Source organism: Chitinophaga sp. 22620 (genome assembly GCF_052044405.1).
Taxonomy (GTDB): Bacteria; Bacteroidota; Bacteroidia; order Chitinophagales; family Chitinophagaceae; genus Chitinophaga.
Map to the genome: position 1 here is coordinate 944,322 of NZ_JBQEMV010000001.1, position 16,948 is coordinate 961,269.

The 16,948-nt window shown below is 53.1% G+C and carries 18 protein-coding genes; 9 read left to right on the plus strand and 9 right to left on the minus strand.

Annotated features, from left to right (window positions below):
• The first annotated feature begins 31 nt into the window (after window positions 1-31).
• Window positions 32-1,186: a chromate efflux transporter gene (gene chrA, locus ACTJIK_RS04060; protein ID WP_440645048.1), complete on the plus strand. Its 1,155-nt coding sequence runs from the start codon at window positions 32-34 to the stop codon at window positions 1,184-1,186.
• Here chrA and ACTJIK_RS04065 read toward each other — a convergent pair.
• Genes ACTJIK_RS04065 through trmB form a run of 7 tightly spaced genes read right to left on the minus strand, consistent with a single transcriptional unit; the run spans window position 1,183 to window position 6,028 of the window.
• Complete coding sequence (locus ACTJIK_RS04065) at window positions 1,183-1,932, minus strand: LytR/AlgR family response regulator transcription factor (protein ID WP_440645050.1); 750 nt, start codon at window positions 1,930-1,932, stop codon at window positions 1,183-1,185. The genes chrA and ACTJIK_RS04065 overlap by 4 nt on opposite strands.
• Window positions 1,933-1,961: 29 nt before the next feature.
• Entirely contained in the window at window positions 1,962-4,037 is a 2,076-nt protein-coding gene (locus tag ACTJIK_RS04070) for a histidine kinase (protein WP_440645052.1), read from the minus strand.
• Window positions 4,038-4,046: 9 nt separating this feature from the next.
• Complete coding sequence (locus ACTJIK_RS04075; RefSeq protein WP_440645054.1) at window positions 4,047-4,286, minus strand: 4a-hydroxytetrahydrobiopterin dehydratase; 240 nt, start codon at window positions 4,284-4,286, stop codon at window positions 4,047-4,049.
• Between the two features lie 40 nt (window positions 4,287-4,326).
• A complete protein-coding gene (locus ACTJIK_RS04080; RefSeq protein ID WP_440645056.1) occupies window positions 4,327-4,770 on the minus strand; it encodes an IPExxxVDY family protein in 444 nt (147 codons plus the stop codon).
• 56 nt (window positions 4,771-4,826) lie between these two features.
• Window positions 4,827-5,219: an MGMT family protein gene (locus ACTJIK_RS04085; protein WP_440645058.1), complete on the minus strand. Its 393-nt coding sequence runs from the start codon at window positions 5,217-5,219 to the stop codon at window positions 4,827-4,829.
• Window positions 5,152-5,349 (minus strand): DUF5522 domain-containing protein, encoded by a 198-nt coding sequence (locus tag ACTJIK_RS04090; protein WP_440645059.1) that lies wholly within the window; start codon window positions 5,347-5,349, stop codon window positions 5,152-5,154. The genes ACTJIK_RS04085 and ACTJIK_RS04090 overlap by 68 nt, the downstream gene beginning before the upstream one ends.
• Window positions 5,321-6,028, minus strand: coding sequence for a tRNA (guanosine(46)-N7)-methyltransferase TrmB (gene trmB, locus ACTJIK_RS04095; RefSeq protein WP_440645061.1), 708 nt, complete (start codon window positions 6,026-6,028; stop codon window positions 5,321-5,323). The genes ACTJIK_RS04090 and trmB overlap by 29 nt, the downstream gene beginning before the upstream one ends.
• A gap of 460 nt (window positions 6,029-6,488) precedes the next feature.
• On the opposite strand from trmB, the gene ACTJIK_RS04100 reads away from it, so the two are divergent.
• Complete coding sequence (locus ACTJIK_RS04100) at window positions 6,489-6,956, plus strand: Lrp/AsnC ligand binding domain-containing protein (RefSeq protein ID WP_440645063.1); 468 nt, start codon at window positions 6,489-6,491, stop codon at window positions 6,954-6,956.
• Window positions 6,957-7,056: 100 nt separating this feature from the next.
• Here the strand turns inward: ACTJIK_RS04100 and ACTJIK_RS04105 are convergent, their stop codons facing one another.
• Together ACTJIK_RS04105 and ACTJIK_RS04110 are read right to left on the minus strand one after the other, a co-directional pair.
• The gene (locus ACTJIK_RS04105) at window positions 7,057-8,103 is read right to left on the minus strand and encodes a tryptophan 2,3-dioxygenase family protein (RefSeq protein WP_440645065.1); all 1,047 of its coding nucleotides are present in this window, start codon (window positions 8,101-8,103) and stop codon (window positions 7,057-7,059) included.
• Window positions 8,104-8,232: 129 nt separating this feature from the next.
• Window positions 8,233-9,018: an SDR family oxidoreductase gene (locus tag ACTJIK_RS04110; protein WP_440645067.1), complete on the minus strand. Its 786-nt coding sequence runs from the start codon at window positions 9,016-9,018 to the stop codon at window positions 8,233-8,235.
• A 173-nt stretch (window positions 9,019-9,191) separates the two neighbouring features.
• Between ACTJIK_RS04110 and ACTJIK_RS04115 the strand changes: the two genes are divergently transcribed.
• The 7 genes from ACTJIK_RS04115 (at window position 9,192) to ACTJIK_RS04145 (ending at window position 16,866) form a co-directional block, all read left to right on the plus strand.
• Window positions 9,192-9,911, plus strand: coding sequence for a DUF4290 domain-containing protein (locus ACTJIK_RS04115; protein ID WP_440645069.1), 720 nt, complete (start codon window positions 9,192-9,194; stop codon window positions 9,909-9,911).
• Complete coding sequence (gene murA, locus ACTJIK_RS04120) at window positions 9,908-11,218, plus strand: UDP-N-acetylglucosamine 1-carboxyvinyltransferase (protein ID WP_440645071.1); 1,311 nt, start codon at window positions 9,908-9,910, stop codon at window positions 11,216-11,218. Before ACTJIK_RS04115 ends, murA begins: the two co-directional genes overlap by 4 nt.
• Window positions 11,219-11,226: 8 nt before the next feature.
• Window positions 11,227-11,793, plus strand: coding sequence for a guanylate kinase (gmk, locus tag ACTJIK_RS04125; protein ID WP_440645073.1), 567 nt, complete (start codon window positions 11,227-11,229; stop codon window positions 11,791-11,793).
• A gap of 60 nt (window positions 11,794-11,853) precedes the next feature.
• Window positions 11,854-13,122 carry a hemolysin family protein gene (locus ACTJIK_RS04130; protein ID WP_440645074.1) on the plus strand — a complete coding sequence of 423 codons (1,269 nt, stop codon included), beginning with the start codon at window positions 11,854-11,856 and terminating at the stop codon, window positions 13,120-13,122.
• Window positions 13,123-13,764: 642 nt separating this feature from the next.
• Entirely contained in the window at window positions 13,765-14,610 is an 846-nt protein-coding gene (gene tatC / locus ACTJIK_RS04135) for a twin-arginine translocase subunit TatC (protein ID WP_440645076.1), read from the plus strand.
• Window positions 14,611-14,644: 34 nt separating this feature from the next.
• A complete protein-coding gene (gene rpiB / locus ACTJIK_RS04140; RefSeq protein WP_440645077.1) occupies window positions 14,645-15,103 on the plus strand; it encodes a ribose 5-phosphate isomerase B in 459 nt (152 codons plus the stop codon).
• A 209-nt stretch (window positions 15,104-15,312) separates the two neighbouring features.
• Window positions 15,313-16,866, plus strand: a complete 1,554-nt coding sequence (locus tag ACTJIK_RS04145; protein WP_440645079.1) for a M28 family peptidase — start codon at window positions 15,313-15,315, stop codon at window positions 16,864-16,866.
• Window positions 16,867-16,948: the final 82 nt, after the last annotated feature.

The following is a 16,948-nucleotide window of genomic DNA, read 5'->3' on the forward strand; positions in this document are numbered from 1 at the left end:
ACGTCATATCTCATTCCTAAAGGCAGTTTTCATGCACAGCATTACCGCTTTCGGGGGGCCGCAGGGCCACCTGGCGATGATGATGAAAACCTTTGTGCAGCAACGCCGGGATGTGACGGAAAAGGAACTGATGGAATACAACGCGTTCTGCCAGCTGCTGCCGGGCGCTTCCTCTTCGCAAACGCTTACCCTGATCGGCTATAAACGCGGGGGCATCCCCCTGGCGGTGGTCACCCTCATGATATGGATCGCGCCTGCCTGTCTGCTGATGGGCTCGCTGAGCTTCCTGCTGCAGTTTATGGACAAGCGGGCGCTGAATGTGGACATCTTCAAGTATGTGCAGCCCATGGCGGTGGGATTCCTGGCATTCGGGGGGCTGCGGGCCTACGAGATCAGCATCCGCAGCATGGCTACCCTGGCCATCATGGTCGTGGCCCTGCTGGCTGCCGTGTTCATCAAATCGCCCTGGCTGTTCCCCGCGCTCATTATCCTCGGGGGAGTCATCTCCAACTTCAGCGATAAACGCATTCCCGACCTGAATGAGCCCAAAAAGAAGATCCAGTGGGGCAACCTCTGGCTTTTTGCTTTGATCTTCGTTTTGGCCGGTTTCCTGTCGGAATTGGCGCGTACCAATAACTGGATCACCCGCCGGCCCTTTAACCTGTTCGAGAACTTCTACCGTTTCGGCAGCCTCGTGTTCGGCGGCGGCGACATCCTTATTGCGATGATGCTGGAGCAGTATGTGCAGCGTACGAAGTCCATGTTCATGACGGCGGAAGAGCTGCTTACCGGCGCGGGCATTATGCGCGCCATGCCGGGGCCTACCTTTTCCCTGTCCGCGTATGTGGGCGGCATGGTGATGCGCAGCCTCGGGCCGGGTTACCAGTTCCTGGGCTGCCTGCTGGCGCCCATTGCGATCTTTTTACCGAGCATGCTGCTGGTATTGTTTTTCTTCCCGATCTGGAACAACCTCAAAAAACATGTGATCATCTACCGCGCGCTGGAAGGCATCAATGCGGTGGTGGTGGGCATTATGTGGGCGGCTACGTTTATCCTCTTCACTTCTATAGACGGCACCTGGTACAACTGGGTGATCATGCTCGGCACGCTGGCCCTGCTGTATTTTTCCCGGCTTCCGTCTCCCTTCATCGTTATCGCCTGCCTGCTGGCGGGCTGGCTGCTTTAGCTCTGTTTCCAGATCACGGTCAGCTCTTTTTTGCGCCGCTCCGTTACTTCAAGCATCGTTTTATTCTTTAGCCAGATGCGGTGTTCGTCCTGGTCTATTTTGTGGATGTGGGGCACCTGCACCATCTGGTGGTTGTTCACCTGGAAGAACCGCATGGCGGCAAAGAGTTCTGTGTAATACCTGAACGGGCGCGGGCTGTGAAGGGCTGTTCCGTCTTCGAGGTAGAACACGGTCTTTTCGGTGAGACCTTCCAGGTAGCAGATGTTTTCCACGCTTACCACGTTCTCTTCTCCTTCGCCGGCGGGCAGCACCAGCTGGCGCATTTCTCCGGCTGGTTTTCCGAAGTTTCGCAGCAGCACGTCGTACCGCTCATGGCGGCGCGGCCGCATGATGCGCGCGCTCACCGCGCCCACGGCCTGCAACAGGCTTTCTTTGTCAATGGGCTTCAGGATCAGCTCCACCTCGCTGAGGCGGATGGTATGCAGGAAACGCTTTTCGAAGGCCGTCACGAAAATGGCTTCAAAAGAAGCGTCGTATGCGCCGGCCAGCACGTCGAACCCGGTGCCGTCGGGCATTTCAAGGTCAAGAAATACCAGCTGGGGTTTGTGCAGGCGGATCTGCTCGATACCTTCTTTGCAATTGGCGGCGGAAGACACTGCTTCGATCTCAGGGCAATACTTGTTCAGCATCAGTGAAATGATATCCCTGCTGTTCCGTTCGTCATCTATAATTACTGCGCGGATCATAGCATGTTTTAGTTGGTGGCACAAGTCAGCTAAAGCTGGGGTATCAGCACCCGGATAACGGTACCGCTGTCGTTGGCCTGTTTTTTTGATTTATCGATGATCTCAATCTGGATACCAGTGTTGTACATTTTGTTCAGCAGCTCGGCCCTGTTCAGGCTGATCTCCATGCCCTGGCTCTGATGATGCCCGGGCAGGGTGCGCAAAGCGCGGGAGCGTTCTATGCCGATGCCATTGTCTTCGATCACGCATTCCAGCATGTCCCCGGCCAGCATGTTGAACCGTATCAGGAGCTGGCCTGAAGAATGGCCTTCGTTGTTCATCCCGTGCTTCACGGCATTCTCCACATATGGCTGCAGCAGCATGGCAGGCACTTCCAGCTCGGCGGTGGCTATCGCGGGATCTGTCATGATCTCATAGCTCATCTTCTGCTCAAAACGCATTTTCTCCAGTCCAAGATAAGTATTTAAGTAAGTTATTTCGTCGGCCAGGGTGATAAAATTGCGGCGGGAGAAATCCAGCGTTTTGCGGATGAGGTACGAGAAATCTGAGAGGTACCGCTGGGCGTGCTCGTAATCTCTTTGCATCACGAACAGCTGGATGGAGTTGAGGCAGTTGAAAATGAAGTGGGGATTGATTTGCGCCCGGATGGCCTTCAGTTCTATTTCCGCCAGTTTTTTGCTGTATTCTATTTCCAGCTGGAGCTTACGCTGCTCTTCCAGCTCCATTTTTTTACGCAGGATCTCGGTGGTCTGCTCTTTCACAAGTTCTTCCAGCTGCTCGTTCAGCTTTCGTTGCAGCTCTTTGTTCTTGTTCAGCTGCTTGATGAGCATTTCCTGCGTTTTCGTTTTTTCCTGGTGCACCAGCTTGTTGCGGTAACTGAGGCCGGCAGCGAAGAACAGGGCCTGCAGCAGCACGCCCAGCACCAGTAAATTGTAGGGCCCTACCAGCTCCGGCAACGGCGTGAAGGCCACGGGCTCGGCGTTGTTGAGGAAGGCCCAGATGGTAAGCAGGTAAAGGCTGATGGAGCCGAACAGGAAAAAGCGGATCAGCGGGTGATGCCGCGTTCTGCGGGCCAGGGCTATGAACGAGATGCCGAAAGGTATCAGGGTTAAGAAGTAGGTCCAGGTATAGATCGCGGCCGGCGCCTGGAAATTGCCCATGGCAATGAGCGCGATGCAGGCCACGATGAGGATGCCGGTGATGATGGCGCCATAGCGGTACACCCTTTCCATGATGGGGTAACGCTCGCGGAGGCTGAGGAACATGTTGCCGAAGAGCATGTACATGAAGTAGAAGCAGAACAGCAACGCCGGGATGTCCCAGTAATATTTGAACATCGGGCAGAAATGGAAGAACGAAAGCTGGAAAGGCTTTGTTTCGAGCCGCAGGGTGAAGAACACGATCAGGCCGAGCAGGTAAGCCGCGAAGTAGAGCGACGAACGGTCCGGCAGCTGGGCATAATTGATGATGGTAATGCTGAGCAGCACCAGCAGCATGCCGATGAGCATCTGTATCACGAGCACTTCGCCTTTGTTCTCGTCTGTTTGCAGGTGGCGGAACTCCGCGTAGTGGATCGGGTCGTACAGTACGGGGAGGAACGCATTTTCCCGGTAAAAGCCGTTGCGGATATGCAGGTAAAAAGTGCGGGTTTCCCCGGCGCGTACATGCAGCGGGAAAGCATAATGATTCCAGCGCTCCACGTCACCGCGGTCTACCATCTGCCCGGTATGCATCAGGAGAACGGGTTTGCCGGCCGCGTTGGCGGCATAAAAGCTTATATCGTCGTGCCAGCCGGTAAAAAGATAAAGCAGCGAATCCACTGCGCCTGAATTGCGCAGGTTGATGCGGAGCCATACATTATTGACGCGGTGAAGAGCTTTTTTACGGGAGTGGAACAAAGCGCTGTCTGCCCTGAAAGGAAGGCGGGCCGCATCACCGGGGGTGAGGTTGCCGGAAGGCGCGGGGCTGGCCCAGGTATGCGAACGGATGTCCAGCCCATTGACGGGATGGGAAAAATCGATGGAGAGTGTGTCCTGTGAGGCCGCTCTGGATAGGGGAATAAAGGAGCAACAAAACAACAGGCCGAAAATTACAAACCGCTTCACGTACTGGTATTAGGATGATGTATACAATTGGTCGACCGCTTCTGCAAGGGCGCGGTCCTTATCTGTTACCGTATTCCCCGCGCTGTGTGTATTCAGCCAGATCTCCACTTTGTTGTACGTATTGCTCCAGGTGGGGTGATGGTCCATCTTTTCCGCGGTGAGCGCCACTTTGGTCATAAATGCGAATGCTTCACGGAAATCTGCGAATTTAAATGCGCGATAAAGATGTTGATCTGTTTCCTGCCACATATGATTGAATTTTTAGATCATAACGTGTTTAAAACAAGTACTAGAAGATCAGGTTGATCTTGTTTTTGATGTCTTTCATATCCAGCAGGGTTACCAGCTGCACCGTTTCCACCTTCCTGCACTGCTCCGTCAGCAACTTGACGTCGGGGGCCTGGTAATAATTCCCTTTGATGAGCCAGATATAATCCACGTGTTTCAGTTCGGGTAACAGGAATTCCGCTTTACAGTGATTGTTGTAGAAATAATGGGCAGCCGATTTGGTCAGCTCCTGGTATTCGAACACTGTAAAGAAATAGGAACGCCGGTTTTTGGTGAGATTGATCTCCAGGGAATTGTTCACCCTGAGGTCAAACCCCAGCTGTTTGTTGATCTGCCAGCACACCTGGTAATCGCGGGCCTGGGAAATGATCCCTGCCAGCCAGGTATCCTCGAAAAAATCTTCCACCAATTGCTCCTGATCCAGCTTGAGTTTAAGTACGGACATATTTAAAAGTAAACGGGACCTGTAATGATGTAAAGGTATTGAAAGTAAATAAAGCGTTACTGTTTCTTTTTGGGAAGCGGCGGGTTCCAGAACACTTTGTCGAAATGCTGCACCTGGTCGTTCTTCACCTCGATGCCTTCGGCTTCCAGCAGCTCCTGCATGAGGGTGGGCGTGGCGAAGTGGTGCTTGCCGGTGAGCAGGCCTTTGCTGTTCACCACGCGGTGCGCGGGCACGGGTTTGGCGGCGGAGCCCGCGGCGTTCATAGCCCAGCCTACCATGCGGGCGGAAAGCCGGATGCCGGCCCTCTCGGCAATAGCGCCGTAGCTGGTTACGCGCCCTTTGGGGATGCGTCTTACAATGGCATACACCGTATCCAGGAAGTTAGGCTCCTTTTTGGGCTTTGCGGGCGGCGAGGAGCTGGTTTTTTTTATCTTCGGCGACGTTTTCATAATCAAAAGGACAATGCAGGCAGCCATTTCCGCAACAATAACCCCGCTCACGATGGTATTTTTCCGTGAGCACTACATACCCCTGCTCGTTGTAATAATAATCAATATTCTCTTCCAGCTGCTTCTTCATCCGTGTCCAGGTTTACCGCTTTCCAGTCGATGGCTTGCGCGGGCAATGCAAATTTAAGGAACCGGATGGTTCTGCCATCGGCCAGGTGCATGCCTTCGTAATAGGTCTGTATGCGCAGCAACGGCGAAATGTCGGCCTGGGCGTACACGTCCGGAACATCCATGAGTTTGCGGCAGCCGGTTTTGGCGATCACCATGCGGGTGAAGTCGTATAGTTCGGTAGAGTCTGTTTTCAGGTTGATGGTGCCGCCCGGGGCCAGTATCTGCTGGTAGAGGGCCAGGAAACGCGGGTGCGTGAGGCGTTTTTTGGCTTTGGACTGCCGCAGGAACGGGTCGGGGAAGGTGATCCAGATGTCTTTTATTTCCCCCGGCGCGAAATAATCCGTGAGGGCTTCGATCTGGGTGCGGAGAAAGGCCACGTTGGCCAGGTTCTCGTCCAGGGCGGTCTTTGCGCCTTTCCAGATGCGGTTTCCCTTGAGGTCTACCCCCATAAAGTTCTCCCCGGGAAACATCCGGGCCAGGCCCAGGGTATAATCCCCCTTGCCGCAGGCCAGCTCCAGGGTAAGCGGATGGGTATTGGCAAAATGTTTGCCCCAGGCCCCCTGCATGTCTTTCGGGTAGATCAGCACGTTGGGGAATGTCTCGATCTCGGCGAATCTGATAAGTTTTTTGTGTCCCATGAAGGCGCAAAAGTAATGAAATTGAGATTAGTGGCGGGTAAGGGGCCGGCAGGAAGGGAAAAATACGGTCCGGGCATAAAAAAAAGCGTACAAGTATCAAACTTATACGCTTCTTTTGCTGTAGGAGTAGGATTCGAACCTACACGAGGCAGTTAGCCATAGCACAAATAAGATTAGTGGTCAACCCATTACGCTACGTTTATCCCGTGATCCTCACCCCCGAGACGAGAGGGCATGTCTGCCAATTCCATCACCCCACAAAGTTGGAATTCCTCCAGGCAGATTAAACCTCTTTTAAGCTGCTTTCCACCCGGAATGGAATGGTTGTTTTCAATGATTATGATGCAAATCTAAAGAGAGAGGGCATTTTTTGCAAATATTTTAATAGAAATTTTGGAAATTTCGATATTTTTTAAATATTTGCATGTAAGTTTAAAACATTCAAAAACAATTTGTCAAAATGAGCCACAATTTGAATATTGACAAACTGGACCTACAGATCATCAGCGAGATGATGTCTAACGCCGAAATCTCCTATGCAGACCTTGGTAAGAAACTGTTTGTTTCCGGGGGTACCATCCATGTTCGCATGAAAAAATTGCAGGAACTGGGTATAGTTAAAGGTACAAGATTACACGTAGATTTAAAAATGATCGGCTACGATGTAATTGCCTTTATCGGCATTTTCCTGGAGAAAAGCTCCATGTACGACACCGTGGCCAAGGAACTGCGGAAAATGCCCGAGATAGTGCGGCTGAACTACACCACCGGTGGCTGGAGCATGTTCGCCGAAATTATCTGTAAAGACATCTCGTCGCTGCGCCGCGTGCTGCACGACGAATTGCAGAAGATCAAAGGGATTGAACGCACCGAAACATTCATTTCGCTTGAAGAAAGTTTTACGCGCACCATCAACGTCGTAGAGTAGGCATCAGTTTCCACGGTTATGAGCAATGGCAAAAAGGATGGCGGCTGCCGCCACCCTTTTTGCCATTTTTAAGCCTGACTATTTGCAGCAGCGCATACGGCTATTGAAAACCGAGCCGCTGCCCCATTTCATGGCTGAGCGCAGGCAGCTTCCGCCGCTCTATCAGGAAGCTGGTGAGCCTCGCAATTTCCGCAAATATGAAATGCTTGTCCAGCGCGCCTTTCAGGTAATCTTTTCCCGTGCTGCCTCCCGTTCCGATACGCGAGCCGATCATCCTGTGCACCATGCTCATGTGGCGGTAACGCCAGGTGCTGAGCTGCTCGTCTATTTCCAGTAAACTGCTGAGCAGCTGGAAAGGAAGCTGGAGCAAAGGATAGCCGCGGTACAGCATAATGAACAGTGCCGCGCGGCAGGCTTTGGGTGAAAGGTTTCTTTCGCCGCCGGCGTTGGCGTCGGCAAACACGGTGTTGAAATATTCACGGTTGTTTTGTTCGGCTTCGGCAAGGCCGCCGCTGTACAGCTGCCGGTAATCCTGCCAGAAGATATGCTCCGGCCCTGCTTCCACGGGTGTTACAGCTTGGTAGTTCGTCCAGTTGCCGGGTTCTTCAAAAAAAGGCATTCTTTCGAGCCATTCGTTCAGCAGGGTGAGAATACTTTTTTCGTTTTCCGCTTTGCGGATAATGTCGATCTTGTCCTGCTTGAGCTGGGAAATGTAATACTCCTGCCCGAAGCGCTGCTTGTATTGCAGGCCCAGCCTGGCTTCCAGCGCTTTGAACTGCCAGCTCTGGAATCCGGACGCAGGGCGGAGCATATCGCGGAAATCGAGGAAGTCCATCGGCGTCATGGTTTCCATCACGTCTATCTGGTGCACCAGCAGCTTCAGGATGGTAACCATGCGCTGCAGGCGGTGCACCACGGTTTGCAGCTCCGGCGAATTGTCGTTCACCGCCGGTTTGTTCATGATGTCCGCCACGGAGTCCACTTCATACAACAGCTGCTTGAACCACAGCTCGTACGCCTGGTGGATGATAATAAAAAGCATTTCGTCGTGGGCGGGCAGCTGGTGTTTGTCGCTTTCCGGGAACTGGGCGTTCAGTATATTCTCTAATTGCAGGTAATCGCCGTATTGCACATTTGTGTTCGTCATGTGGATCTGAGTAAAGGATAAAGTAATACAATGGGCCCTCGCGGGCCGTTACAGGTAATAACGGGCGGGAATGTGCTCAGGTTGGACTTTTGATGATATTCTTCCAGATATTCATGTGGCGGGTGAGATTTAAAGAGAGGGGGTTTTGCCGCCGTCTACCGGCAGGTTGATGCCTGTGATGTAAGAAGCGGCCGGCGAAGCGAGGAAAGCTACCGCGGCGCCGAATTCCGCCGGGTCGCCAAAACGCTGCATGGGAATTTCCAGCCGCCATTCTTCGGCAACGGTCTCCACGGGAATGCCCCGCATGTCTGCGCTGGTCTTGAAAATGCTTTTCAGCCGGTCCGTGGTCATGGAGCCGGGCAGCACATTGTTGACCGTAATGCCGAAAGGCGCCAGCTCATTGGCCAGCGACTTCGCCCAGTTGGCCACGGCGGCGCGGATGGTGTTGGACACGCCGAGGTTTTTGAGCGGTGTTTTTACCGAAGTGGAGATCACCTGGATGATACGGCCGTAGCCGTTGGCTTTCATGCCGGGCACCACGGCCTGCGCCAGGATCTGGTTGCATACCACGTGCATTTCGAAGGCCTGCAGGAAAGCGCCGCCTTCCGCCGCCAGGATGGGGCCGCCGCTCGGGCCGCCCGTATTGTTGACGAGGATGTGCACGATCTGCTCGTTGGTAATGGCGCTGATCGTAGCCCTTACTTTTTCCGGTTTGTTGAAGTCTGCGACGAAGTAATTGTGCTGCTGCCCCTGGGAAGTATCCAGCGAGGCTACAGCGGCCGTGAGGCTTTGCTCGTTGCGGGCCAGCAGGATGCAGGAGGCGCCCAGCAAGGCCAGTTCCCTGGCGGAAGCCAGCCCCAGGCCCTGGGATGCCCCGCATATCACGGCGGTTTTACCTGTCAGCGAAAGATTCATGGCGTAAAAATAAGGAATCGCAGGCTGCCGGGATGCAGCATAAATATTTTTCATTAAGTTTGCATGAGCTTGACTGCACGCATAGCCGTTCCGCACCCAGGTATATTTTTTGTTACTTCGCGAATGAACGGCTGGTAATCAATCACTTTTTACGGAAATTTTAAATTACAGCAATGGAATATAATACTGCCCGCAACCATCTCATCATGCGCGAGTATGGAAGAAATGTACAGCGGATGATCGAACATATCCTTACCATTAAGGACCGCCAGCACCGCCAGCAGCAGGTAATGGCAGTGATAGAGCTGATGGGCACCCTCCAGCCGCACCTGCGCAACGTGGAGGATTTCAGGCATAAGCTGTGGGACCACCTGTTCCTGGTGTCCGACTTTAAGCTGGACGTGGATTCGCCCTACCCGATCCCCACCCGCGAAACCCTGCGCGCCAAGCCGGACCGCCTGCCTTACCCGAAAAAATATCCCCGCAACCGCCACTTCGGCAAGAACCTGGAAATGGTGATAGACAAGGCGCTGGCTGAGGAGAATCCCGAAATGAAAGAAGGGTTCACCCAGGTGATCGGCAACTACATGAAGCTGGCCTATAGCAACTGGCATAAAGAAAGCGTGCACGACGACGCGATCAAAGGCGAGCTGGGAGCCATTACCGGCGGCAGGCTGCAATACCAGCCCGGCCCGGGCGGCAGCAGCGCCAATGTGCAGACCAACCAGCCCTCGTTCAACAACTACGGGCCCGGCGAGCAACAGTTCCGTTCCGGCGGCGGCAGTTCCCAGGGCGGCAGCCAGAAGCGCAAAGCTTACCAGCAGAACAAATTCAAGCAGAATTCAGGAAAAAGCAATAAACACAACAAACACAACAAAAACAGGAACAAGTGAGCAGCGCTTTCGAAGTAAGAGGCGGCAACCGTCTGAAAGGAGATATTATACCGCAGGGAGCAAAGAACGAAGCATTACAGATCATCAGCGCGGTACTCTTAACACCCGAAAAAGTAACCATCAGCAATATTCCGGACATCCTGGACGTGAACCTGCTGATCGAGCTGCTGGGGGACATCGGTGTAAAGGTGAACCGCGTAAACCGCGCCACCTGCGAGTTCCAGGCAGACGATATTGATTTCGTATACCTCGAAAGCCCCGAATTCAAAAAGAAATCCGGCCGCCTGCGCGGCTCCGTGATGATGGCAGGCCCCCTGCTGGCACGGTTCGGCAAGGCATACATCCCCAAGCCCGGTGGCGACAAGATAGGCCGCCGCAGGCTGGATACGCACGTGATCGGCTTTGAGAAGCTGGGCGCGGCCTTCGTGTACGATACAGACGACAACTATTTCCGCCTGGAGGCCAAAACCGGCCTGAAAGGCACTTATATGCTGCTGGACGAGCCTTCCGTGACCGGCACCGCCAACGTCGTGATGGCAGCGGTACTGGCGCAGGGCACCACCACCATTTATAACGCCGCCTGCGAACCTTACCTGCAGCAGCTTTGCAAGATGCTCAACAGCATGGGCGCAAAGATCAGCGGCGTGGGCTCCAACATGCTCAACATCGAAGGCGTTGCCAGCCTGAAAGGCTGCAGCCACGCCATGCTGCCCGATATGATCGAGATCGGCTCCTTCATTGGCCTCGCCGCCATGACGCAGAGCGAGATCACCATCAAGAACGCCGGCATCCAGCACCTGGGCGTAATTCCTGACAAGTTCCGCCAGCTGGGCATCCAGATGGAGATCAAAGGCGATGATATCTACATCCCCGCGCAGGACAGCTACGAGATACAGACATTTATAGACGGCTCCATTTTAACGATATACGATAATCCCTGGCCCGGCTTCACGCCCGACCTGCTGAGCATTGTGCTGGTAGTAGCCACACAGGCCAAAGGCAGCGTGCTGATCCACCAGAAAATGTTCGAAAGCAGGCTGTTTTTCGTGGACAAGCTGATAGACATGGGCGCGCAGATCATCCTCTGCGATCCGCACCGTGCCGCAGTGATCGGCCTCGGAAGGCAGCACAAGCTCAGGGGGATCACCATGAGCAGCCCCGACATCAGGGCGGGGGTAGCTTTGCTGATCGCAGCGCTCAGCGCGGAAGGCAAGAGCACGATCCATAACATCGACCAGATAGACCGCGGCTACCAGTACATTGATGAGCGCCTGCGGAACCTGGGAGCAGACATCAAGCGCGTGTAAACCATATCATGTCATCACACAAGATCATTATTATTACCGCGCCTTCAGGGGCAGGTAAAACAACCATTGTGAAACGGCTGCTGGGGGAAATGCCCACGCTGGCCTTTTCTATTTCCGCCGCCACCCGCTCCCCCAGGGAGTGCGAGGTGCATGGCCGGGACTATTATTTCATGACGCCCGACGAATTTCAGCAGCATATTGAGCAGAACGACTTTGCCGAATACGAAATGGTGTATGCCGGGAAGTACTACGGCACGCTGAAAAGCGAGCTGGAGCGCATCTGGGCGAACGGGAAGTATCCCATGGTGGATATAGACGTTAAAGGGGCGCTGAGCATCCGGGAGAAATACCACGGCGCCGCCCTCACCATCTTTATACAACCCCCTTCGCTGGACGCGCTCCGCGCCCGCCTGAGCGAACGGGGCACCGAAACGGAAGCTTCGCTGGATGAAAGGCTGGGGAAGGCCCGGTACGAGCTTTCCTTCGCCCGTGAGTTCGACCATATCGTGGTGAATGAGGACCTTGAAAAAGCATACCAGGAGGTAAAGTCCCTTGTGGAGAACTTTTTGAGCTGACGACCGGCATTGATCAGTTGAGCTGCGCGGGCTTATTGCTAATTTCATATCTTTGTTTGGATGGATATTTATACGATTGTTTTACTGGTAATAGTGATCCTCATCACCGGCTTCTTTGCCGGCATGGAAACCGCTTTCGCCAACGTGAACAGGCTGAGTATCGAACTGAAGAAAAAGCAGGGCCGCGCCACGGGGAAGATCCTTTCCGGCTTCAACGAGCATCCCGCGCGTTTCCTGGCCACCAGCCTCATTGGCCTCACGATCAGCATTGTTGTTTACAGCATGCTGGTGGCCGGCTGGCTGGATTCCCTCTGGGCGCTGATATTCTCCGAGAATGAAATGGTGCAGTACGTGGTGATGACCCTGCTGGTGGAAATACTGGTGGCCACCCTGCTGATCCTGTTCTTCGGATTCTTCATTCCCCGGAGCATCTTCCGCTCGCGCCCCGAAGCCCTGCTCGGCTTTTTCGCCCTGCCTATTTCCGTGCTTTCCAAGCCGCTGTACATCATTGGCAATATGCTGGTGTCCATTTCCGAATGGATACTGAAATACCTGTTCAACGTGCGCATTACGGAAAACAAAAGTTCCTTCGCCCGGGTGGACGTGGAGTATTTCATCCGCCAGAGCCAGCAGCACATGGGCGAGGGCCAGGAACTGAACACCGAGCTGTTCGAGAACGCGCTGAGCCTTGTGCATGTAAAGATCAGGGGCTGCCTCATTCCCCGCAAAGAGATCGAAGCGCTGGACATTAACAGCAGTATCGCCGAAGCCAGGAAGAAATTCATTGATACAAAACTCTCCAAGGTCATCATTTTCGAAAATAATATTGACAATATTCTCGGATATGTGCACCAGCTTGACATGTTCAAGAACCCGGCGGAGATCCGTTCGGTGATCCATCCCATCCTGGCCGTGCCCGAAACCATGAGCGCCATAGACCTGCTGAGCAAGTTCAACAAAGAACGCCGCAGCATCGCCTGGGTGGTGGACGAATTTGGCGGCACCGCCGGCATCGTGACCATCGAAGACGTACTGGAAGAAATCTTCGGCGATATCAAGGACGAGCATGATGTAGAGGAATTCGTGGAGAAGCAGATCGCGGAAAAAGAGTATATCTTTTCCGGCAGGCTGGAGCTGGACTATCTCAACGAGCGCTACGGCTTCGATTTCCCGGAAGATGAGAGCGAGACCTTATCCGGTTATATCATCTCCCATTACGAAACGATCCCTCGGCTGAAAGAGCGCATCATCATCGACGATTATGAGTTCGACATACTCAACGTTACCGATACGCGGATAGAAATGGTGAAAATGAAGATCCTGAATTGACGAATCCGGCGCGAAAATTGCTGCATATTGTAAGGTGAGTTGGAAGCTAATTGTTGACGTAAAAAAGTTACCGGAGCAATAAAAATCCCAATTGACCGTTTACAGCCTGGTAAACAGCATTTTAAGAAAATAGCTATTTAAAAATTATTTTTTTGTGTAATGTTACTGCTGAATATTCTTGCTAAATCGTTTTTTAAGGGAGTAGTAGTAAATTAACACGAATTGAATTAACATAGGTGCTGATACGTAACACAATAATTTGATTTTTGTTAAAAGGTTGTAAAAAACTTTGTTGTAACATTGATAATACGATATTTCTTTCTATTTTTGTTTTAGAAATTTAAAAGCTCTGTATCGGTTATAACTTATATCTGATAGCTTGCCATAAAGGAATGAGTTATTACTTAGCAGAAGCGAATAAAGACATTCTCGAATTCAACTTTTTTGGGGTTAACAAACAATGGATGAAAGGCCGGCTCTTGATTCTTCTCGGGCTGGCTCTTTTTTTTAAGGATAATTTAAGCCCCTCTTCTCCTTCTTCTTACTTTTCCTTCTCTTTTAATTCTTAACTTGTCCCGTTTTTAAGCTAGACTATTCACCTGGCACACGTTATATTTGTGCTCCTGATTTTATAAAACGTACATGTTAAAGAAGCTATTTTCGAATAATGAGGATAAGGCAGAGATGTCGTTTTTTGACCACCTGGAAGAGCTCCGGTGGCATTTGGTACGCTCTGCCGCAGCCATCGTGTTACTGAGCATTTTCGGTTTTGTGTTTACGGACTGGATACTCACCAATGTGATCTTCGGGCCTACTCAGGCCTCTTTCCCCACCTACCAGTGGCTTTGCAAAGCCAGTCATGCCGTGGGGCTGGGAGACAAGATGTGCATCACGCCTCCCAAGATAATATTCCAGAACCCGAAGCTTGCCGGGCAGCTCACATTGCAGTTCAAGCTGGCATTCATTCTCGGCCTTATCGGCGCTTTCCCTTACATCTGCTGGGAGTTCTGGCGTTTTGTGCGGCCGGCCCTCAAGGATAATGAAGCCCAGGGTTCCAGGGGCGTTATTTTCTGGGTGAGCCTGCAATTCCTCATGGGTATCGCCTTCAGCTATTTCCTCATCGCGCCTTTCATGATCAACTTCCTGGCCAGCTACACCGTGTCAGACGTGATCAAGAACGAGTTCTTCATCGACGATTATTTCGCCCTGATGACGCAGATCATACTGGGTATGGGCGTGCTTTTCGAAATGCCCATCCTGGTGTATTTCCTCACCAAGCTCGGCCTGCTTACTCCCGATTTTATGCGCACCTACCGCCGCCATGCCGTGGTGGTGATACTTATCCTTGCCGCCATCATTACCCCGCCGGATATTTTAGACCAATTGCTGGTTTTCGTACCTTTATACCTGCTGTATGAAGTGAGCATCGCCATTTCAGCGAGAACGTACCGGAAGATGGAAAAAGCCGAAGCAGAAGAGTGGAGCTGATAACAGCAAAAAGCATGAACAAAAAAAGCAGGTTATGGAACAACTGACATTTAATCTAACATTGCCCGTTGCGATCGGATCAGACCACGCGGGGTTTGAATATAAGGAAGAAGTGATCTCCTATCTCGAAGGCAAAGGCGTTCAGATAAAGGATTTCGGCACCCATTCGCCTGACTCCGTGGACTACCCGGACTTTGCGCATCCCGTGGCAGAGGCGGTGGAAGCCGGCACTCATGCTTTCGGTATCCTGATCTGCGGCAGCGCCAACGGCGTAGCCATTACGGCGAACAAACACCAGGGCATCCGCGCGGCCATCTGCTGGGGCGATGAACTTGCCCGCCTGGCCCGCAGCCACAACAATGCCAACGTGCTCTGCATCCCCGCCAGGTTTGTAAGCCAGGCCACGGCGCAGGAAATGGTGGACATTTTCGTGGAAACGCCCTTCGAAGGCGGCCGCCACGAGAGCAGGGTGAAAAAGATCGCCTGCGCATAAACGAAGAAATTAAAACACGAAGGCTGTTCCGGAAAGGAGCAGCCTTTTTTATACATGCCGGGAAATCAGCCAGGATCATGGCTTTGCGGCTGCGGGCCCCCGGCCGCTGAAATGATCCGTTCAGTTGCGGTGCAACAGCGGCCCCGCTTTTGATGAGTGGTAGCGGTTACAACAACAGTAAACCTTAATTTTAGAGATAAACACAACCAATGAAAAAACTCCCGCTTCTGGCGTCGCTGCTGGCCGTAGGAACCGTAGCCTGCGCACAGACGGCCAAAAAACCGGTGAAACCGGTGCCGGCCGCTGCATTTGCAAAAGGCATTACCGCGGCGGACCTTAAAAAACACCTCTACATTATTGCAAGCGATGAAATGGAAGGCCGCGAAACCGGTACCCCCGGCCAATACAAAGCCGCCAAATACATCGCAGACCAGTTCAAACGCGTAGGCCTGCAGCCCGGCGCCAACGGGCAATGGGAACAGCCTTTCAGCCTTTTCCAGGATACGCTGACGCGCAGCACCATTACCGCCGGCGGTAAAACCTATGAGTTCGGCAACGGCTTCTACAGCTCCGTACGCGAAACCGTGAACCAGACGCTGGGACAAACGCCCGTGGTATTCGCCGGCTACGGCATTACCCACGAGCAATACGACAGCTATAAAGATCTTGACCTGAACGACAAGATCGCCCTCGTTGCAGACGGTGAGCCGATGAACGCAGAAGGCAAGCCGCTGATCCCCCGCCAGGAGGGCGCGCCCGCGGCTACACAGCTGAAAGACAAGCTGCGCGCCGCCGCAAATAAAGGCGCCAGGGCGGTATTTTTAGTGTCTGACCGGGTGCCCGCCATGGGCCGCGCCGGAGACAGGCTGCGCCGTACCGGCTTGTATTTCCCGATGATGACCACCATGGAATTTATTCCCAATGCCTATTTCATTTCGCCGGAAGTGGCCACCGCCATACTGGGCAAGCCCTGGGCCGAACTGGCCGCCGGCCTCAAAGCCGGTAAGCCGGAAGCAGTTACCGGGCAGGCGGAACTGGTGTTTGAAAAAGGGAAAAATGAGATCAAATCCAGCAACGTGCTCGGCATCCTTCCGGGTACGGATAAAAAGAACGAATACCTTTTCGTTACCGCGCACTACGACCACATCGGCGTGATCAACGGTAAAGTGCATAACGGCGCGGACGACGATGGTTCCGGCACCGTGTCTGTAATAGCCATGGCAGAGGCTTTCATGAAAGCAAAAAAAGCAGGTAAAGGCCCGCGCCGCAGCATCGTGTTCATGACCGTATCCGGTGAAGAAAAAGGCCTGCTCGGTTCCCGTTATTATACGGACAATCCCATCTACCCGCTCAGCGAAACCGTGGCAGACCTGAACATCGACATGATCGGCCGTATTGACGCGGACCATGCGAAAGACAGCAATTACGTGTACATCATCGGCGATGACAAGCTCAGCTCCGACCTGCGGCCCATCAGCGAAGCCGCCAACCGGCAAACCAAACTGGACCTGGATTACCGGTACAACGATCCCAACGACCCGAACCGGTTCTACTACCGCTCCGACCACTACATGTTCGCACAGCATAAGATCCCCATCATCTTCTACTTCAACGGCGTGCACCCGGACTATCACGGTGAAGGCGACGAGCCGCACAAGATCAGCTACGGCCTGCTGGCTAAGCGCGCCCAGCTGGTGTTCTACACCGCCTGGGACATCGCCAACAGGAGCGAACGCCCGAAGGTGGACCGGAATGAGAAATAAGATCATTGAAAAGGGGGACTGGAAAGTCTCCCTTTTTTTATGAGAGCAGGCACTGAGTTATCCACCTAATTTCGCAGTCCGC